Origin of the sequence: Bacterioplanoides sp. SCSIO 12839, from assembly GCF_024397975.1 — a bacterium.
In the GTDB taxonomy this organism is placed as follows: domain Bacteria; phylum Pseudomonadota; class Gammaproteobacteria; order Pseudomonadales; family Oceanobacteraceae; genus Bacterioplanoides.
The window spans coordinates 903,521-922,257 of the sequence record NZ_CP073745.1; the positions used below are offsets into that span (position 1 = coordinate 903,521).

Below are 18,737 nucleotides of genomic sequence, written 5' to 3' on the forward strand. Positions count from 1 at the left end.
ATTAGCCAGGCAAAGGGTGGTTACTATGTTAAAGCGTCTGTTTTGTTTACTGTTGTTGAACACATTGTCGGTTAGCGCGTTAGCGCTGACCGTTGAAGTGGTTGGTCAGGCACCCTTAAACGGCGCGATTTCTTACGTACGCCAGCAGGCACTGGATGATGCCTTGCGCCAGGCCAGCTTACGTGCCGGTGCCCAAATCAGCAGCACACAGTTAATGGAACACGGGGTCATTGAAGAAGATCAGGTTCGCTTACGTTCAGATGCTCAGGTTAAAGATGTTGAAGTACTCTGGGAGGAGCAACAGGATGGCCTTTACCAGATTGCTATCCGTGCCGATGTCAGTGCCTTGGCGATGTGCCCGAATTCGCCGCAGCGGTATCGCAAAGCCATCGCCATTACTGGATTTGGTTTAGCACAACCGATGCACGCAACACTTGGTCAGCTGCAGAATATTGAGCAGGATCTCCCTCGGGTATTACTGAATACCCTGAATGACCGCGGCGCTACTCATGCGATGGATGCCACTCGCACCAGTTTGTTTCAGGACCCTCGCCGTGCGCCATCGGCTGAAACACCACAACAACGTTTAACTACCTCTATTTCACTGGCGACTCAGCTGGGGGCTCAGTATGTGGTTTCTGGTGTGGTGCGTGATTTGGCCATGCAGGGAGAAGCGCTGGAATCGGATCCTGGTATTACCGATAAATGGTTGTCATTGGCTGGGTTTGAATCATCCGGCACTCAGCGTCAGTTTGTGGTCGATGTGTTTGTTCACGATGGCTTAAGTGGTGCGATGTTGTTTCAACGCAGTTATGCCACCTCTGGTGACTGGGATATTCCACGTCAGCAGCGCGTTGGTTTTGCCTCGCCACGTTTCTGGCAAACCGGCTATGGCCATGAAGTACGCGAAGTGCTGACCTCAGTAGTGGACGATCTGGATGAAGTATTACGTTGTCAGCCTTTTATGGCACGTGTTGTAAAGGCTCGTGGTAATCGCTTACATATCGAAGCCAGTGCTGGTGCCGGTATTCGCCCGGGCGATAAATTTCAGGTGTATCGCACCAGTACTTTCTATAACCTCGACCTGGAACCTCGCACAGAACTGAGCGATATGGCGACGGAAGTGGTTGTGAAGCAGGTTCAGCCACAATTTGTTGTGGCTGAAATGAAGTACACCGCTGAGCATTTAGCGATTCAGCGCGATGATATGGTGATTGCCTGGTAAAAACCTACTGGCGTTGCTATAGCTATAAATCTTCCAAAGTACTGGCAGGGCAGCTAATACGTTTTACCATACGTTGCTCATGCCAGGTCTCCAGATGAATATCAAAACCCCATAAATAATGTAAGTGCCTGACCACCTCATGGGTATCACTGGATAGGGGCTTGCCGTCCTGCATGGTATGTCGCAATGTCAGTGAGCGATCACCTTCCAACTCGACAGACCAGGCCTGAATATTGGGCTCCCGCACTGATAAGTCATATTGCTGTGCTAATCTTTCGCGAACCTTGCGATAGCCACGTTCATCGTGAATCGCAGAAACCTCAAAATTCGATTTTTCATCATCATCGTAAATGCTGAACAGATGAAAATCACGCATCAGTTTTGGCGATAAAAACTGCTGAATAAAACTTTCATCTTTAAAATTACGCATGGCAAAGTGCAGAGTTTCCAGCCAATCACTACCGGCAATATCCGGGAACCAGGTTTTATCCTCATCGGTCGGATTTTCGCAGATTCGTTTAATATCCTGAAACATATTAAACCCTAATGCATAAGGGTTAATGCCGTTATAGTAGGGCGCATCAAACGGCGGCTGGAACACCACATTGGTATGTGAGCTGAGAAATTCAAGAATAAACCCATCGGTGACTTTTCCATCATCGTATAGGTGATTTAACAGGGTGTAATGCCAGAAAGTAGCCCAGCCCTCGTTCATCACCTGAGTCTGACGTTGTGGATAAAAATACTGTGATATTTTGCGCACAATACGCACCACTTCACGTTGCCACGGAGCGAGCAAGGGGGCATTTTTTTCCAGGAAATACAGTAGGTTCTCCTGTGGCTCGGATGGAAAGCGACGTTTCTTTTGTTGCGTTTCAGTTTTCTCCTGATTAGGAATGGTGCGCCATAAATCGTTTAACTGTTGTTGCAGAATGTTTTCCCGTTCTTGCTGACGCAGTTTTTCTTCCGCAGCGGATACCGGCTTTGGCCGGCGATAACGATCAACACCATAATTCTGTAATGCATGGCAGGCATCGAGGGTTTTCTCGACTTCATCCAGACCGTATTTTTCTTCACACTTACGGATGTAGTTTTTTGCAAATAGCAGATAATCGATAATTGAGCTGGCATCTGTCCAGGTTCGGAACAGGTAATTGCCTTTAAAAAAAGAGTTATGTCCATAACAGGCGTGGGCAATGACCAGTGCCTGCATTGGTAATGTATTTTCCTCCATCAGATAAGCAATGCATGGGTCGGAGTTGATGACAATTTCATAGGCCAAGCCCATCTGGCCACGTTGATAGTTTTTCTGTGTGGATAAAAACTGTTTACCATACGACCAGTGGTTGTAGCCAATGGGCATGCCGACGGATGAATAAGCATCCATCATTTGTTCTGCGCTGATCACTTCAATCTGATTCGGATATGTGTCCAGCTTATACAGAGCAGCGACCCGGGCAATTTCTTCGTCATAACGCTGCAATAGTTCGAAGTTCCAGTCTGAGTCGGTGGAGATATATTGCCTTTCCCTGTTACCTGCTGTTTTGTTCGTTACAGAATGGCTCGTCATAAAGACCTCATCAACGCATGTTTAACTGGCTTGCTGATATTTTTCTTTGGCAAATAACTCCCGGAACACTGGGTAAATATCACCTGCATTGCGTATTTGTGCCATGGCAAAGCGACCGTGATGGCTTTGTTCCAGAGTTTTATAGGCTTCCCATAACGCCTGATGCTGATTCGGTGTAATCTCGATATAAGAAAAATACTGAACCATGGGCAATAAGTGACTATTTAATAACTCTGCACATTGTGGCGAGTCGTCATCCCAGTTATCACCATCGGATGCCTGGGCAGCATAAATATTCCATTCACTACTGGTATAGCGTTGTTCAACAATTTCCTGCATTAGGCGGAGAGCACTGGAAACAATGGTGCCGCCGGTTTCCCGGGAGTAGAAAAAGTCTTCTTCGGACACCTCTTTGGCACTGGTGTGATGGCGAATAAAAACAATCTCGATATGGTCGTAATTTTTCTGTAAAAATAGATACAGCAAGATGTAAAAGCGTTTAGCAATATCTTTCACATCCTGGGTCATTGAACCAGAAACATCCATCAGACAGAACATCACGGCTTTGCTGCTGGGTACCGGCACTTTAACCTGATTACGATAACGTAAATCCAGATCATCAATAAAAGGCACCAATTTTAATCGCCGCTCCAGGTCGGCAATCTCTTCCTGCAGTTGCTGTACCACAGAAGCTTGTGGTGTACTTTCTTGCTCCATTTCCGACAGTTGCTGCTTCAGTTGTTTGAGCTTTTTCCGCTTACCCGAACCCATGGCGATACGCCGCGCATGAGCGTTACGCAAAGAACGCACCACTGACAGATTATTGGGGGTGCCCTCAGAAACAAAACCAGCACGTAAGGTTTTGTATTCACTGGACTGGCTTAATGTTTTTTTCACCATATTTGGCAGCTCTAAATCATCAAACAGATAATTCAGGAACTCTTCTTTACTGAGGTAAAAAGAAAAATCGTCTTCACCTTCACCCTGATTACTGGCCTGGCCACTGCCTGAACCTGCACTACCGCTCTGTGGCTTCTGAATCTGGTCACCGGTATTAAATTCTTTGTTACCGGGGTATACACGGTGTTGTTTGCCGCCAGGCCCATGAGTGATCATGGGCTCGTGTGTACTGCGGGTGGGAATAGATACCTGTTCACCACGCTCCATGTCGGTAATAGAACGTTTATTAACAGCATCCGAAACTGCACCTTTGATATGTTGTTTGTAACGACGCAAAAAGCGCTGGCGATTCACCATGCTTTTATTTTTACCATTTAAGCGCCGGTCGATAATGTAAGACATACCTTACCTCGCTTGCAGGAATTATTGCGACTTACGAACGCGTAAATACCATTCGGACAATAACCGAACTTGTTTCTCGGTATAACCCCGTTCGCTCATACGAGCGACAAAATCGTCGTGCTTTTTCTGATCAGCAGAGGATGACTTGGCCGAGAACGAAATAACCGGAAGCAGATCTTCAGTGTTGGAGAACATCTTCTTCTCAATCACTGAGCGCATTTTTTCGTACGACTGCCAGGATGGGTTATTACCATTATTATTGGCCCGGGCACGCAACACAAAATTCACAATTTCATTGCGGAAATCTTTCGGATTACTGATGCCCGCGGATTTTTCGATTTTCTCCAGTTCTTCGTTAATGGCAGTACGATCCAGCATTTCACCGGTTTCCGGGTCGCGGTATTCCTGATCCTGAATCCAGAAGTCGGCATAGGTGACGTAACGATCAAAAATATTCTGGCCATACTCAGAATAAGACTCCAGATAAGCGGTCTGGATTTCCTTACCAATAAAGTCAACGTATTCAGTTGCCAGATATTCTTTGATGTAATTCAGGTAGCGATCGTGTATTTCTTCTGGGTATTGTTCCTGCTCCAGTGCCTGCTCCAGTACATACAACAGATGAACCGGGTTAGCTGCCACTTCGGTCGAGTCGAAATTAAAAACTTTGGATAAGATTTTGAAAGCAAAGCGAGTAGAAATACCACTCATGCCTTCGTTGACACCCGCGTTGTCGCGGTATTCCTGAATGGATTTGGCTTTTGGGTCAGTATCTTTCAGGTTCTCGCCATTATAAATACGCATTTTGGAATACACACTGGAATTTTCCGGTACTAATAAGCGAGACAGCACGGTAAATTTTGCCAGCATATTCAGCGTATCCGGAGCACACTGAGCATTGGCTAACGAACTGCTTTTTAACAGTTTCTGATAAATATCGACCTCTTCATCAACACGTAAGCAGTAAGGGACTTTGACGATATAAACCCGGTCGAGGAAAGCTTCGTTGTTTTTGTTGTTACGGAAGGTTTGCCACTCGGATTCGTTAGAGTGAGCGAGAATGACCCCTTCAAATGGCATCGCGCCCATACTTTCTGTGCCGTTATAATTGCCTTCCTGAGTCGCGGTTAATAGCGGATGTAACACTTTGATGGGGGCTTTAAACATCTCAACAAATTCCATTAACCCCTGATTCGCACGACAAAGAGCACCGGAATACGCATAAGCATCTGGATCATCCTGTGAGAAGTCTTCCAGCTTGCGGATATCGACTTTACCCACCAGGGAAGAAATATCCTGATTGTTTTCATCACCGGGCTCGGTTTTAGCGACCCCGACCTGATCGAGAATGGAAGGGTAGAGCTTCACCACTTCAAATTTACTGATGTCGCCACCGAGTTCATGCAGACGTTTGACTGCCCAGGGTGACATCACCTTACCAAGGTAACGGCGCGGAATGCCATAATCTTCTTCCAGAATATGAGCGTCTTCATCTGGGTCAAATAACCCCAGTGGCGACTCAAATACCGGAGAACCTTTGATGGCATAGAAAGGAATGTGTTGGATTAATTGCTTCAGGCGCTCGGCCAAAGATGACTTACCGCCCCCCACCGGGCCTAATAAATACAGAATTTGTTTGCGCTCTTCCAGGCCTTGTGCCGCGTGTCGGAAGTAAGAAACAATATTTTCGACGGCTTCTTCCATGCCATAAAATTCAGAAAAAGCGGGATAACGTTTAATGACTTTGTTGGAAAAAATTCGACTGAGGCGTAAATCTTTAGAGGTGTCGATGACTTCGGGTTCACCGATGGCCATTAACATCCGCTCTGCGGCGGTGGCGTATACCGATGGGTCTTGTTTACAGAGTTCGAGATATTGCTGCAGGGACATTACCTCTTCCTGTGTTGCCTGATACCTTTCTTGATAACGGCTGAATACACTCATAGGTCACCTCTTTGGCGTTACTTTTAATTTTTGATTTACATATCAGTTACTGCTTAGCGTTAAATTTAAATGGACTCTTTATAAGACCAGTATGGTTCAGTTTAGTTGCTGTTCGCCAGTAAATTATTGTTAGGATTAATTTTTTGACGCTGCTGATTTAATAAAGCATTTGCTGTGCCGGATTAGTGCTTTTCGAGCAATAAACAGGATTTGTAAACAATGAATAGGAGAGAAAAAAGAGGTTGTGAACAACAAAACAAACGTTTGAATAAACGATAAAGTGTTTTTAATTCAGGTGTTTAGCTCCCTCGTGATTATCAAAGATAATTAATTCAGGAGCTAAAAATTAGTGTGGGTTATTATTGTTCACACCATTGGGGGTAGGCCATTTTCCACATTTCATAGCCGCCATCCAGGCTGTATACGTCTTTAAAACCTTGTTCAGCGAAATATTGTGCCGCTCCCTGGCTGGAATTGCCATGATAACAACAAACAATCAAAGGTTTTTCCGGGTCGGCATTTTCGACAAACTGTTGCACATTGCTGTTGTCTACATAAAGAGCCTGACGAATGTGGCCTTGTGCATAACTGCCAGGATCGCGAATATCAATCACTTGTGTATTGCCGGCGTCGAGCAGGGTGTGAGCGTCGGCGGCGGCAATGCGTTTAAACTGAGTCATACTGTTTTCTTCTTTTTACTACTGACTTTTTTGCTAGTCGATTCTTTTTTGGGCTGAGCTGCAACCTGGAAAAGCTTTTCATCTTCCAGACGCAGTGCTGTCAGCTTCCCACCCCAGACACAACCGGTGTCGAGTGCAAACACGTTATCCGCTTCTGCTTTGCCTTCCAATGCGGCCCAATGGCCAAATAAGAGACGGGTATCAGCGGCTTTGCGTTTCGGGTGCCGGAACCAGGGTAAAAAACCATTGGGGGCAGTATCCAGGCCTTCTTTACTCATCAGGTCGAGTGTCCCCATGCCATCGATAAAACGCATACGGGTCAGAAAGTTTACAATTGCGCGCAAGCGATCAACGCCTTCAAGATTTTTATCCCAGCGCACCGGAAGGTTGCCGTACATCTTGCGGAAAAACTTCTCCGGTTTTTCCCCTTGGATCGCCGCTTCCACTTCTTGTGATAATCGTCTGGCTTTGCGTGCGCTCCAGCGTGGTGGTAATCCGGCGTGGGTCATGCACCAGTTGCGGGCTTCATCAAAGTGCACCAGCGGCTGATGGCGTAACCAATCCATTAATTCATCCACGTCTGGTGCGTTGAGGATCAAGTCCAGTGTGTCGCTGCGTTTGATCTTATGATCACCATAATACACCGCCAGCAGGTGCAAATCGTGGTTACCAAGAACACAAACAGCCCGGTGCTGCAGGTCTTTGAGAAAACGTAACACTTCAAGCGACTGCGGGCCGCGGTTAACTAAATCGCCGGCCAACCATAGGTGGTCTTTTGCCGGATCAAATTTCACTTTATCTAACAAGCGCTGCAAAGGTTCAAAGCAGCCTTGTAAATCACCAATTGCGTAAGTAGCCATTTACAAAATCTTATTTAATTCAGGGCGTGTGGGGTAGCCAGGGTAAAGACCGGAATGGTGGCATGAAACAGGGTGCCATCTTGTGCTTCCATCACATAATAACCGCGCATACTGCCTACCTTAGTTGCCAGTACCGCGCCGGAGGAATAATCAAAGTGGTCACCCGGGTCAATGGTGGGCTGTTCTCCGACAACCCCTTCGCCATTCACTTCCTGAACATCGGCATTACCATTGGCAATAAACCAGTGGCGACTGCGCAGCGTTGCTGGCTGCTCACCATGGTTAATGATGCGGATATGATAGGCAAATACAAACCGTTGTTCGTCTGGCACGGACTGCTCTGCCAGGTATTCGCTGATGACGTCAACTTCGATACTATCGTCCAGTGTACTCATCCGTGGTGCTCTCAGTCGTCTCAGTGATTATTGGTCGTTAGCTTCATGTTGCTGCTTATCGTATACCGCGTCGGCAATGCTGACGTAGTCCTGCAGGGTCAGGCGCTCCGGACGCAAGCTGGTATCCAGGCCCAGTGCTTCAATTTCATCGGCACTGAGTAATTTTTTCAGGGTATTACGGATGGTTTTACGGCGCATACTGAAGGCTTCACGCACAACACGTTGCAATACTTTTGTATCTTTTGCCGGGTACGGCAGTTCATCGTAAGGCACCAGCCGGACAATGGCCGAATCCACTTTAGGTGGCGGATTAAACGAGCCCGGGCCCACAATAAACAGCGGTTCTACTTTGCAGTAATACTGCGCCATGATGCCCAAACGGCCGTAATCAGATGTACCAGGCCCAGCCGCCAGGCGATCCACTACCTCTTTCTGCAGCATAAAGTGCATGTCTTTCACCATGGCGTGGTGACTCAGAAAGTGAAAAATCAGCGGTGTGGAAATGTTGTAGGGCAGGTTGCCAACAATCCGCAATTGTTGTTCGTTGTTATCGAGCAGCTGGCGGAAATCAAACTTCAGCGCGTCGCCTTCGTAGATATTAAAATCCGGGTAGTTAAAAAACTTGGTGCGCAGAATCGGAATCAGATCCCGGTCGAGTTCAACCACGTTCAGGCGACCACTGGCTTCCAGCAGGGGCTCAGTGATGGCGCCCATACCCGGACCAATCTCGACCAGACAATCTTCCGGTTTTGGATTAATCGAGCGCACAATTTTGTCGATTACGTAGTGATCGTGCAGAAAGTTCTGACCAAAACGTTTACGTGCTTTATGGCCATGTTGATTCGGGTTTAACGAACGGGAGTCGAAAGAATTGCTCATACATTGTGTGCCATTTGGCTGGCAACTTCGATCGCAGTCAGCAGGCTACCGGCATCAGCGTTGCCGCTGCCTGCCAGATCGAGTGCTGTGCCATGATCAACCGAAGTGCGGATAATCGGAAGTCCAAGAGTAATATTAGCGGCTCGCCCGAATCCGTGGAATTTTAATACCGGTAAGCCCTGATCGTGATACATCGCCAGGGTGGCATCCGCCTGTTCTAATAACTTGGGTGTGTATAAAGTGTCTGCGGGTAGCGGGCCAATCAGTTGTAGACCCTCGTCGCGCAGGCCGGCCAGTGTTGGGTTAATCACATCCAGCTCTTCACGGCCTAAATGCCCGTCTTCACCGGCGTGTGGGTTGAGTCCGGCAACCAGAATGCGTGGTTGTGGTAAACCAAAAAAGGTTTGTAAATCGTGATGCAGAATACGGCTGACGCGCTGAATACGCTCGGGAGTAATGGCATCCGCCACGTCACGCAACGGCAGGTGAGTGGTGACCAACGCGACTTTTAAGTCGCTGGTGGCCAGCATCATCACCACTTCGGTGACACCACAATAATCGCGGAAGTACTCTGTATGGCCGGTAAACGCTGTATTACTTGTGCTCGAGCTGGCCACCGGGTCATCAACCCCCGGGTTGGCCGCCAGAGCATCATTGATCACCCCTTTGTGTACCGGTGCGGTAACGATGCCGTGCCAGCGTTTGTCGAGGCAACCCTGAGCGGCAATACGCAGGGTTTCCAGTACATACAAACCATTGCTGGTGTCGAGCACACCGGCTGTTGCCGGAGCACGCAAACTGACCGGGTACACCCATAACTGGCCGGGTTTGGCGGCCTGCAGTGGACTGTGATCATCAAAGATCAGAATCTCAAGCGCCAGCCCCAGCTGCTGCGCCCGTTGCTGCAGCAGTTGTGGATCTGCGATGACAATCAATTGTTGCGAGTGAGCCTGTTGCGCCAGCTGAATACACAGATCCGGGCCAATGCCGGCCGGTTCACCGGCGGTAATTGCCAGCCGGATCATTCATCGCCCTTGATATCAACATAGGCTTCGGAGCGGATCTTACGCAGCCAGATGGGCAGCTCTTCTTCAAAGCGGCGGCTGTATAACATCTGACGCACCTGATCGCGTTGTTTTTCCGCACCAATGTCGGTTTCTTTGCGACCTTCTACTTGCAGTACATGCCAGCCAAAGCGACTCTCAAACGGCTCGCTTAATTCACCAGGTTGAGTGGCCGCCATAGTTTTATCAAAGGCTGGCACCATATCGCCCGGGTTTACCCAGCCCAGGTCGCCACCGCTTGCACCGCTGCCTGGGTCATCACTGAACTCACGCGCCAGGGTTTCAAAATCTTCACCGTTTTGCAGTCGCTTATAAATGCGTTCAATCAGCTCTTTGGTTTTTTTGGCATTACGCAATTCATTGGGCTGTACCAGAATGTGACGCACTTTGGTCTGAGTGATCATTTGTGTCGTTCCGCCGCGCTTTTCGGTCACGGTAACAATATGGTAACCACTGGCACTTTTAATCGGATTGGACACCTCACCGACCTGTAGCTCAGGAATCACATCAGCAAAGATGCCCGGTAACTGCGCCTCTTTACGCCAACCTAAGTCACCTCCTTTTAACGCATTACGGCCATTGGATTGGGCGATGGCTGTTTGTTGGAAATCAGCACCGTTACGCAGATTGGCGACGATGCCATGGGCCTGCGTTTCTGCTTTTTGCAAATCAGCGGGACTGGCCTGGGACGGTACGGCAATCAGGATATGGCCAATGCGGTATTCGGCGGCTGAGGCCAACTTGCCCAGGTCGGAGGCAAGAAAATAATCGACATCCTGATCGGTAATCTGAATACGTTCACCAACCTGGAAGCGCTGTACCCGGCTGACGCGCATCTCATTTCGAATCTGATCGCGAGCCAGGGTAAACGACACACCTTCGCTTTCCATCGCCTGACGGAATTCGCTGAGTGACATCTGGTTCTGCGCAGCAATTCGACGCAGGGCATTATTCAGTTCGGCATCGGCGATACGGATGCCACCACGATCAGCCATTTGCAGCTGGATGCTTTCGAGAATCATACGTTCCAGCACCTGGTCACGAATCACGCTGGTTGGTGGCAGTTGTGCTCCACGATTCTGACGCTGAACGTCATCAATGCGCTGCTGCAATTCGCTGTCCATGATGATGTCGTCGTCGACAACGGCAACCACATGGTCAATAGAGATGGGAGCCGCCATAACGCTGGCAGACAGCAGGCCCAAACTGAGCAGGCCTGTAGAAATAAAAGATTTAATAGTCATGATATTGTCGTCTTGAGTAACCGGTTACTGCATCCTCAATCAAGGCATCGGAACCACCACCAATGGTGGTCAGGCCTTTTAACTGGACGCTGAGTATAAAGCCATAGCGTTTGTCTGTACTGAAATCTTCACTGTCATTACCGGAAGAAGAGGATTCGCGGTATAACAGCTGAAAGCGCCAGCAGCAGTTCTGGTATTCAAATCCGGCCAGTGATTCTAATACGTCACTGACCGGGCGGGCTTCGTTGCTGTCGTAGGAGCGCAAATCACGTAACTGGCGGCCAACCAATCCCCAACTCTGATTGATGGCCCAGAAGAAGCCCCAGTCTAATTGTTTGGTTTCCACATCAAACCGATCATTAGTGTCGTTGTAATTTTGTACGGTATTGGTGGCGATATTCAGCATGCGATTTTGCTGGGTTTCAAAGCGCAAACCGTAACGACGCTGCTTGGCGTAGTCTTCGTAGGGGTCCCATTCCAGCGTGTGGTATAGCGATAATTGCTCAAACGGATTCCACTCGACTTCTCCCAGCGTGCTGGACGTAGATCGAGTATTCTCAACCGGCAGTGTACTGGTTGGGTCCAGTTGTACCCGACGATCTTCGTTGTAATAAATACGACCAATACTGGCGCGGAATTGTTCCAGTCCATCATCACGAATAAATCGAGAAGTCAGACCCACGCTGACCTGATCCAGATCGGCCAGACGGTCGCCGCCACTGAAACGATCACCGGTAAACAGGGTGGAGTAGGTCACGGTACGGGTGGCGGTATCAAAGTTAGGGATATATTCCTGACCTGCCAGATAAGGGCTTTTCACCCAGAACACACGTGGCTCAAGCGTTTGCTGATAATCGCTGTTAAACCACTCAAAATCACGATCAAAATACAAACCCGCATCGAGACTATAACGACCAATACCATGAGCCGAATTCAGCTCGATCTCGTCATTGGCTTCTACGCTTTCGTCAGCATCCAGCAGTTCATAGTTGCGGTAACGGTATTCGGCCTTGGGGGCAAGAAAACCAAACGGCCATTCCATTGGATACGACAAGGCGGTTTCGGATAATAAGCGGCGGCCATTCAGGGCATCAAAGCCAGACAGTTCCTGATCGACAAAATCGATTTCATCTTCATCTTTACGACTGAACTGGGTGTATTGCAGTTGTTGCTCGAGTTTCCAATCGTTCAGAACCGTTGGCTGATAACTCAGATCCAACTCTGGTAAACGGCGATAAGGCCGGTCTTTCAAAGCGATGCTGTCATCAATGGTTTGATAGCTTTCGGCCATCACATCAAAATGCCAGGCATCCTGATCAAAAAAGATTTCGCCACGGCTGGGCAGGTGAGTGGTGCGGTCGACCGGCCCGGTAGGGTCCATGTCGTTAAAATAATCACTGTCACTGACTTTATTAAACTGCCAGCGGTGTTGCCAATGTTGGGAAATACGGCCTGCCTGAGTGTAATTAATCAGGAAGCGCTCATCGGATTCTTTCTGATTCGTAGCGCCGTCGGGCAGGTTGTTGTTGAAGTCGTCGTACTCTTTTTGTTGTAGATCATCCTCACCCAGATAGCCGACATTTAACTGGCCATCACCCAATAATCGGGTTTTGTGACGCAACTGACCTTCCCAGACCAAACCGCGGTCAAGAATATGATGTGGCGTGATGGTGGCATCCAGGTTTGGTGCAATGTTCAGGTAAAACGGCAGCTGAATGTCTTCTGCCTGTAATTTACCGTTAACGGCAATTTGTGGGTCCAAAAAGCCAGTTGTCCGTTGATCGCCTACTGGGAAACGGTAATACGGCAGATACATCACTGGTACATCAGCGACCCGCACACGTGCATGCCAGGCGGTACCCACACCAGTATTCTGATCGATTTCTAATTCGGACGCGGCAATATCCCAGTCATTGCTCTGCGGTTCGCAGAAGGTCAGCGTAGCGTTTTCTAATTTAAAACGACCATCACCCGGGCTACTCAGAATGTCAGCACTGCCACGCAAATGGCGTTGTGGTACTGCATATTCCGCAGCGGAAAAGGTCATCATGCCATCCGCTGCCAGTTCGGCTTGTTCGCCATGTAAGGTTAATAATGGGCTGCGTAGCATGACATCACCACGGAAAAAGCCCGATTCACTGTTGGGAAACCAGCTGGCCTGCTGGCCGGTTAATATACGGTTATGTTGTTTAAACTCGACGTCACCGGAGAAATGCGTATCACCGTTTTTTTCACGTGTTGAGCTGTCCGCTTCTACTTCAATTCGCTCATCGGATAACGCTGGAATATCGGAAATACGGTAACTACCCGAACAGAATTCCGGCACATTGGCTAGCTCTTTAGTGCTCAGTAATGATTTTGGGTACCAGTTCAGATAGCCCGGTTGATCGGAGGTTGCTTGTTGAGCATAAAGTGAACTGCTGGCCACCACACTGACGGACAACACAAATAATGATGCGCTCAAACCCCGTTTCCGGGCGGGTTGATATTTTTTGATCGGTGTTGTCATAGTGGCTGTGAAGCGCCTGTCCATTTAGTTATCTGTGTTACATTACGGCTGTTAATCCGGACGCCCGCCATTATGACATGGGGCGGCCAATTCTAGAACGACTAACTCTGAGAGGCCAGCATGGATCAGCGTCGGGACGAACTCGCGCACTGGGCTGTGGATATCATCCAACAGCAGACTGAACTGAATGTGAACCCACAGCTACACGTAGTATCCGGCGATGCCAGTTTCCGCAGATATTTTCGTCTGTTGCATAGTGATGCTGAAGGGCATGAGCTGAGTTGGATTCTGGTGGATGCTCCCGCCGATAAAGAAGATAACCCGCGGTTTGTTCGTATCGCACAAGCTTGGCATCAACATCAGGTGGCGGTGCCTCAGGTGCTGGCGCACGATTTTGAGCGGGGTTTTATGTTGCTGGAAGATTTTGGTGATGCGCTGTTGTGGCCAGCGTTACATGCTGACGGCAATGACATGACCACGGCAACACAGCTCTACAGTCAGTCTATTGATCAGCTGTTAGCCATTCAGGCGCTGCCAACCTCAGATTTACCGGCTTACGACCAGGCACTGCTCGATCAGGAGATGAGCTTGTTTATTGATTGGTTGTGTACGCAAAAGTTACAGCTGACGCTGGCTCCTCAGGAGCTGACTATGTTGCACCAGACCTTTGCTTTGTTGCGTGAACAGGCACTGGCTCAGCCTCAAGTAGTGGTGCATCGTGATTTTCATTCCCGCAACCTGATGATTAAGTCCGATCAAGCACTGGGTGTGATTGATTTTCAGGATGCCGTGGTGGGTGGTGCGACTTATGATCTGGTGTCGTTATTACGGGATTGTTATGTGCGCTGGCCCGATGCACTGGTGCAGGAGTTAGCAAAAGAATATTGGCAAAAAGCACAGGCTATGGGTATTTACCCGCATGATTGGGCACGCTTTAAACAAGATTTTGACTGGATGGGGTTACAGCGCCATTTAAAAGCAGCGGGGATTTTTGCCCGACTGCATCTGCGTGATGGTAAAGATGGTTATCTGAATGATATTCCTAATACCTGTCGTTATTTATTGGAGGTAAGTGCTGACTATCCAGAGCTGGCCGCTTTTCATCAGTGGCTGCAGCAATCCTTTATGCCCGCGTTAGAACAACATTTTGCCACTGATGTTGTAGAAGCCAATGGAGCGACAGCATGAAGGCCATGATTCTGGCTGCCGGGCGGGGCACACGTATGGCACCGCTCACTGATCACTGCCCGAAGCCACTGCTTAAGCTGGTGGGCAAACCGCTGATTCAGCACCATATTGAGAAGCTGGTGGCGGTTGGTATTCGCGATATTGTGATTAATCATGCCTATCTCGGCCAGATGATTGAACAAGAGCTGGGGGATGGTCATAAGCTGGGATGCTCGATTCGCTACTCCGCCGAAACCGAGGCACTTGAAACGGCAGGTGGCATAGTGCAGGCATTACCGCTGTTAATGGACGGAAGCGAAAACGAGAGCACAGATCCTTTTTTATTAATTAATGGCGATGTCTGGAGCAACTGGGATTATGCCCAGGCCTTTGCAAAATCTGATCAAATCCAGCAGTGCCAGATGGCAGGCTGGTTAGGACTCATTGATAATCCAGTACACAACCCTCAGGGTGATTTCGAATTGACTGACTCCGGCATTTTAGGGCCACAAGCTGAACATCAAGGGGTTACTTTTTCAGGCATCAGTGTGTTGTCGCCAGCTTTGTTTGAAGGGATTGAGCCGGGGGTACGGCCATTAGCACCATTATTACGTCAGGCTATGGCACGGCAGCAGATTATCGGTGAACCTTTAAACGCAGACTGGGTCGATGTAGGAACCCCTGAGCGTTTACAGGCTTTAGAGCAACAGTTGCAGACATCAGCGGCAGGCGCGTAACACTCGCTATGACAGGACAAGGCATGAACTTTTTTATCGGCAAACTGGTAGGCGGTGCGTTTGGTTTATTAACCGGCGGCCCGTTTGGCTTGTTAATTGGTGCGTTTGCCGGTCATTTATTTGATCAGAGCTTCGGCCGTTTTTTGCTGGGTAATGATGCGGCGGCGGATATCAATGCTTCTGTGCTGAATCCAAATAATGGTCAACAATCGGTACAGCAGGTGTTTTTTCGCACCACTTTCCGGGTGATGGGTAAACTGGCTAAAGTGGATGGTCGTGTCAGTGAATCTGAGATTGCGGCAGCCACCTATATCATGGATCAGATGGGGTTATCCGGCCGACAGCGCCAACAAGCCATTGCTTATTTCAGCGAAGGCAAACAAACGGACTTTGAGCTGGGGCCCGATTTGGCGGCGCTGAAACGAGCGATCAGTCAGCGGGCGTCGCTGGCGCAGATGTTTCTCGAAATTCAGCTCAGTGTGGCCTATGCCGACGGCGAATTATCGGTCGCTGAGCGTAAGCTTTTCAGTCAGCTGTGTGTGCAGCTGGGAATTAATGCTTTTCAGTTTGAGTGGATTCATGGCCGGGTTAAAGCGGCAGTCTCCGGGCAGCGCAGCCGCGGACAGAAAAGCGAGCAACAACAACTGGCCAATGCGTACGCGGTATTAGGGGTTGAACCATCGGTATCGGATGCCGAACTTAAGAAGACTTACCGCAAACTGATGAGCCAGCATCACCCGGATAAGCTGCTGGCCAAAGGTCTGCCGGAAGCTATGATGAAGCTGGCAAAAGAAAAAACTCAGGAAATACAAACCGCCTACGATTTTGTTAAAAAGCATCGTGGGCGTTAGCCGGTTTCTTATGATCTTAGCCGGTTAATAATCCACTTTCCGGCGCATATTTTTGGTTTGCCCACGTTTTACTTTGCTATCAACCCGGCGCCTTTGTGAGCCTTTGGTGGGTTTCGTGGCAATGCGTTTGCGTTCGGTTTTAGCAACAGAGCGAATCAGGCTTTGTAGCCGTTGCAACGCATCTTCGCGATTTTTTTCCTGAGTCCGGAATTGTTGCGCCTTGATAATGATGATGCCGTCTTTACTGAGGCGCTGGTCTTTTAACGCGAGCAGCCGTTCGCGGTAAAACTCAGGTAAACCGGAGGCGTGAACATCAAAACGCAGATGAATGGCACTGGATACTTTATTCACATTCTGGCCGCCAGCTCCCTGAGCACGAATCGCGCTGAGCTCAATTTTGTACAGCGGCAAACGGACAGTGTGGCTGATGCAGAGAGCATCATTGTCGATCAGTGGCAGGCTCATACCGGAATGTCAGCCATGTAAAAAGCAATGGCCCAGAAGTGGCAAAACACACCACCCATTACAAATAAATGCCAGATTTCGTGGAAGCCAAACCAGCGCGGCCAGGGGTCTGGCCATTTCAGAGCGTAGACGATGGCGCCAACGGTGTAACTTAAACCACCGTATAAAATCCACCACTGTGCTTGTTCCGGAATTGCTTCCATTGCCGGACCGGCCGCAAACACCACCATCCAGCCCATCGCCAGATAAATAACCGTGGACAACCAGGGGGGGGCTCCAATCCAGGCAAGTTTTAGCACAATGCCGGCAACGGCCAGACTCCAGACAATGCTGAATAAAATCCAGCCAGTGCTGCCGTTGAGTGCCACCAGGCAAATCGGTGTATAAGACCCGGCAATCATCAGGAAGATGGCCATATGATCAATGCGTTTTAACCAACGAATCACATTGTCGCTGGCATGCACGAGGTGATAAAGCGCACTGCTGGCAAACATCAGCAGCATGCAGGCGCCAAAAATAGTGAACGACACCATATGCCAGGCATTGCCATGCAACGCTGCCTGAACACTGAGAATACAGAGGGCGACAATGGCAAAAACAGCACCAGCCAGATGGGTCAGACCACTCACTGGGTCGCGGAAGATATGATGCATAAAAGGCTCGTAAAACGTTGCGCGTTGTCTTGTAGTGTAAAGGTCTTGCAGTGTAATGGTGTAGCAGAGCAATGATGTACCATACTGATTTTTCATTGATGACAGTAGAGGAAATCCAGCCAGTGGATAAAAAAGCCGAAGCCATTTGGTCTGTTTACCTGGTGCGAATGGCTGCGGGAAGTTTGTATTGTGGTATTTCGACCGATGTTGAACGGCGCTTTGTCGAGCATCAAAAGGGCGTTCGCGGTGCACGGGCGTTAAAAGGAAAAGGCCCGCTAAGCCTGGTGTTTCAGCAAGTGATTGGTAATCGTAGCCGGGCCTTGAAAACCGAATACCGCATCAAGCAGATGCTGAAGCGCGATAAAGAAAAGCTGATAACCGGAGAAATACCGTTAGCTACGATTCTGGAAACGCTTGATTAAACAGCGTTAGTGAAGGTGTTGCGCCATAATGGCGTCCACGTCGATCTTCTTAAGCCCCTGATTAAAAATTTCTGCCATACGCTGTCCGGCAGGTGTCTTTTTGAAGCAAATAAACAGTTTTTTATCGGCTAATAAACGCTGATTGAAGTGGGCTTTGTGTGTTTTGGCGGATAACGCCGGGTCAGTTTTTAACAAATAATCCATGACGTTGCGATCGATGACGGCCAGATCAATTCGACCACTGATGACTTTTAACAGATTACTTTTGTCGTTGATTACAGCCTCGGTTTGCAAGATGCCTGCTTTGGCAAGGTTGTCAAAATCCTCTGTATTAACGTAATCCTGAACCACTCCAATGCGCAAAGCTTTGAGATCATGCAATGTTGACCAACTGACGGTGGCATCTTTTTGTTCTGCAAAGCCCAGAGGGCCGGAGCCAATGGGGTGTGAATAAATAAAATCTGCTGCAATCGCGTCGGAGTAATATTCCGGAAAGTAGCCGACGTAGGCCTCATCGCGTTTGGCTTGTGCAACAGCTCGGCTCCAGGGGAAAAAGTCGACATGCAGCTGGTACCCCATCGCCGCAAATGCCGCTTTGGCAACTGCAACGGAGGCACCTTGTTCCGCCAGTTGCTGACCGGAATAAGGGGGCCATTGCAGAGTGGTCAGGCGCACTTCTTTATCCGGCTCTGCGAAGCTCCAGGCTGAAATCAGAAGAGTCAGAAAAATAGCAAGAGTGCGCATGGGTTCGTGTGCTCTGGTTTAATCTG

The 18,737-nt window shown here is 48.9% G+C and carries 18 protein-coding genes; 5 read left to right on the top strand and 13 right to left on the bottom strand.

The window, feature by feature from the left end; translation table 11 throughout:
* Positions 1-25 precede the first annotated feature (25 nt).
* A complete protein-coding gene (locus tag KFF03_RS04210; RefSeq protein ID WP_255859092.1) occupies positions 26-1,225 on the top strand; it encodes a flagellar assembly protein FlgT in 1,200 nt (399 codons plus the stop codon).
* Between the two features lie 22 nt (positions 1,226-1,247).
* Here KFF03_RS04210 and KFF03_RS04215 read toward each other — a convergent pair whose 3' ends face one another.
* From KFF03_RS04215 to KFF03_RS04260, 10 genes are all read right to left on the bottom strand, one after another.
* Positions 1,248-2,795 carry a SpoVR family protein gene (locus KFF03_RS04215; protein WP_255859093.1) on the bottom strand — a complete coding sequence of 516 codons (1,548 nt, stop codon included), beginning with the start codon at positions 2,793-2,795 and terminating at the stop codon, positions 1,248-1,250.
* Between the two features lie 21 nt (positions 2,796-2,816).
* Positions 2,817-4,097 carry a YeaH/YhbH family protein gene (locus KFF03_RS04220; protein WP_255859095.1) on the bottom strand — a complete coding sequence of 427 codons (1,281 nt, stop codon included), beginning with the start codon at positions 4,095-4,097 and terminating at the stop codon, positions 2,817-2,819.
* A 21-nt stretch (positions 4,098-4,118) separates the two neighbouring features.
* Entirely contained in the window at positions 4,119-6,041 is a 1,923-nt protein-coding gene (locus tag KFF03_RS04225; RefSeq protein WP_255859096.1) for a PrkA family serine protein kinase, read from the bottom strand.
* Between the two features lie 359 nt (positions 6,042-6,400).
* Entirely contained in the window at positions 6,401-6,721 is a 321-nt protein-coding gene (gene glpE / locus KFF03_RS04230) for a thiosulfate sulfurtransferase GlpE (RefSeq protein ID WP_255859098.1), read from the bottom strand.
* The gene (locus tag KFF03_RS04235) at positions 6,718-7,581 is read right to left on the bottom strand and encodes a symmetrical bis(5'-nucleosyl)-tetraphosphatase (RefSeq protein ID WP_255859099.1); all 864 of its coding nucleotides are present in this window, start codon (positions 7,579-7,581) and stop codon (positions 6,718-6,720) included. Before KFF03_RS04235 ends, glpE begins: the two co-directional genes overlap by 4 nt.
* A 14-nt stretch (positions 7,582-7,595) precedes the next feature.
* Positions 7,596-7,976, bottom strand: coding sequence for a Co2+/Mg2+ efflux protein ApaG (gene apaG, locus KFF03_RS04240; protein ID WP_255859100.1), 381 nt, complete (start codon positions 7,974-7,976; stop codon positions 7,596-7,598).
* Between the two features lie 27 nt (positions 7,977-8,003).
* The gene (rsmA, locus tag KFF03_RS04245; RefSeq protein ID WP_255859101.1) at positions 8,004-8,855 is read right to left on the bottom strand and encodes a 16S rRNA (adenine(1518)-N(6)/adenine(1519)-N(6))-dimethyltransferase RsmA; all 852 of its coding nucleotides are present in this window, start codon (positions 8,853-8,855) and stop codon (positions 8,004-8,006) included.
* The gene (pdxA, locus tag KFF03_RS04250) at positions 8,852-9,880 is read right to left on the bottom strand and encodes a 4-hydroxythreonine-4-phosphate dehydrogenase PdxA (protein ID WP_255859103.1); all 1,029 of its coding nucleotides are present in this window, start codon (positions 9,878-9,880) and stop codon (positions 8,852-8,854) included. The genes rsmA and pdxA overlap by 4 nt, the downstream gene beginning before the upstream one ends.
* On the bottom strand, positions 9,877-11,163 hold the full coding sequence (locus tag KFF03_RS04255) for a peptidylprolyl isomerase (RefSeq protein WP_255859104.1): 1,287 nt from the start codon (positions 11,161-11,163) through the stop codon (positions 9,877-9,879). The genes pdxA and KFF03_RS04255 overlap by 4 nt, the downstream gene beginning before the upstream one ends.
* Positions 11,153-13,627 carry an LPS-assembly protein LptD gene (locus KFF03_RS04260; RefSeq protein WP_255859105.1) on the bottom strand — a complete coding sequence of 825 codons (2,475 nt, stop codon included), beginning with the start codon at positions 13,625-13,627 and terminating at the stop codon, positions 11,153-11,155. Before KFF03_RS04260 ends, KFF03_RS04255 begins: the two co-directional genes overlap by 11 nt.
* 165 nt (positions 13,628-13,792) lie before the next feature.
* Between KFF03_RS04260 and KFF03_RS04265 the strand changes: the two genes are divergently transcribed.
* From KFF03_RS04265 to djlA, 3 genes are read left to right on the top strand one after another with little or no spacing between them, the layout of a single operon-like run.
* Positions 13,793-14,860 carry an aminoglycoside phosphotransferase family protein gene (locus KFF03_RS04265; RefSeq protein WP_255859106.1) on the top strand — a complete coding sequence of 356 codons (1,068 nt, stop codon included), beginning with the start codon at positions 13,793-13,795 and terminating at the stop codon, positions 14,858-14,860.
* Positions 14,857-15,576 (top strand): N-acetylmuramate alpha-1-phosphate uridylyltransferase MurU, encoded by a 720-nt coding sequence (gene murU / locus KFF03_RS04270; RefSeq protein WP_255859108.1) that lies wholly within the window; start codon positions 14,857-14,859, stop codon positions 15,574-15,576. The genes KFF03_RS04265 and murU overlap by 4 nt, the downstream gene beginning before the upstream one ends.
* Positions 15,577-15,599: 23 nt before the next feature.
* Positions 15,600-16,427, top strand: coding sequence for a co-chaperone DjlA (djlA, locus tag KFF03_RS04275; protein ID WP_255859110.1), 828 nt, complete (start codon positions 15,600-15,602; stop codon positions 16,425-16,427).
* A gap of 24 nt (positions 16,428-16,451) precedes the next feature.
* On the opposite strand, the gene arfB is transcribed toward djlA, so the two are convergent.
* A complete protein-coding gene (gene arfB, locus KFF03_RS04280; protein WP_255859111.1) occupies positions 16,452-16,892 on the bottom strand; it encodes an alternative ribosome rescue aminoacyl-tRNA hydrolase ArfB in 441 nt (146 codons plus the stop codon).
* A complete protein-coding gene (locus KFF03_RS04285; protein ID WP_255859112.1) occupies positions 16,889-17,545 on the bottom strand; it encodes a hemolysin III family protein in 657 nt (218 codons plus the stop codon). The genes arfB and KFF03_RS04285 overlap by 4 nt, the downstream gene beginning before the upstream one ends.
* Positions 17,546-17,616: 71 nt before the next feature.
* Here KFF03_RS04285 and KFF03_RS04290 point away from each other — a divergent pair, with 71 nt between their 5' ends.
* Positions 17,617-17,967, top strand: coding sequence for a GIY-YIG nuclease family protein (locus KFF03_RS04290; protein WP_255859113.1), 351 nt, complete (start codon positions 17,617-17,619; stop codon positions 17,965-17,967).
* 6 nt (positions 17,968-17,973) lie between these two features.
* Here KFF03_RS04290 and KFF03_RS04295 read toward each other — a convergent pair whose 3' ends face one another.
* Positions 17,974-18,711 (bottom strand): ABC transporter substrate-binding protein, encoded by a 738-nt coding sequence (locus KFF03_RS04295; protein WP_255859115.1) that lies wholly within the window; start codon positions 18,709-18,711, stop codon positions 17,974-17,976.
* Positions 18,712-18,737 lie beyond the last annotated feature (26 nt).

Bases quoted from the DNA above. Each gene is read 5' to 3' on its own strand.
- KFF03_RS04210 (WP_255859092.1), top strand. From the start codon at position 26: ATGTTAAAGCGTCTGTTTTGTTTACTGTTGTTGAACACATTGTCGGTT.
- KFF03_RS04215 (WP_255859093.1), bottom strand. From the start codon at position 2,795: ATGACGAGCCATTCTGTAACGAACAAAACAGCAGGTAACAGGGAAAGG.
- KFF03_RS04220 (WP_255859095.1), bottom strand. From the start codon at position 4,097: ATGTCTTACATTATCGACCGGCGCTTAAATGGTAAAAATAAAAGCATG.
- KFF03_RS04225 (WP_255859096.1), bottom strand. From the start codon at position 6,041: ATGAGTGTATTCAGCCGTTATCAAGAAAGGTATCAGGCAACACAGGAA.
- glpE (WP_255859098.1), bottom strand. From the start codon at position 6,721: ATGACTCAGTTTAAACGCATTGCCGCCGCCGACGCTCACACCCTGCTC.
- KFF03_RS04235 (WP_255859099.1), bottom strand. From the start codon at position 7,581: ATGGCTACTTACGCAATTGGTGATTTACAAGGCTGCTTTGAACCTTTG.
- apaG (WP_255859100.1), bottom strand. From the start codon at position 7,976: ATGAGTACACTGGACGATAGTATCGAAGTTGACGTCATCAGCGAATAC.
- rsmA (WP_255859101.1), bottom strand. From the start codon at position 8,855: ATGAGCAATTCTTTCGACTCCCGTTCGTTAAACCCGAATCAACATGGC.
- pdxA (WP_255859103.1), bottom strand. From the start codon at position 9,880: ATGATCCGGCTGGCAATTACCGCCGGTGAACCGGCCGGCATTGGCCCG.
- KFF03_RS04255 (WP_255859104.1), bottom strand. From the start codon at position 11,163: ATGACTATTAAATCTTTTATTTCTACAGGCCTGCTCAGTTTGGGCCTG.
- KFF03_RS04265 (WP_255859106.1), top strand. From the start codon at position 13,793: ATGGATCAGCGTCGGGACGAACTCGCGCACTGGGCTGTGGATATCATC.
- murU (WP_255859108.1), top strand. From the start codon at position 14,857: ATGAAGGCCATGATTCTGGCTGCCGGGCGGGGCACACGTATGGCACCG.
- djlA (WP_255859110.1), top strand. From the start codon at position 15,600: ATGAACTTTTTTATCGGCAAACTGGTAGGCGGTGCGTTTGGTTTATTA.
- arfB (WP_255859111.1), bottom strand. From the start codon at position 16,892: ATGAGCCTGCCACTGATCGACAATGATGCTCTCTGCATCAGCCACACT.
- KFF03_RS04285 (WP_255859112.1), bottom strand. From the start codon at position 17,545: ATGCATCATATCTTCCGCGACCCAGTGAGTGGTCTGACCCATCTGGCT.
- KFF03_RS04290 (WP_255859113.1), top strand. From the start codon at position 17,617: ATGATGTACCATACTGATTTTTCATTGATGACAGTAGAGGAAATCCAG.
- KFF03_RS04295 (WP_255859115.1), bottom strand. From the start codon at position 18,711: ATGCGCACTCTTGCTATTTTTCTGACTCTTCTGATTTCAGCCTGGAGC.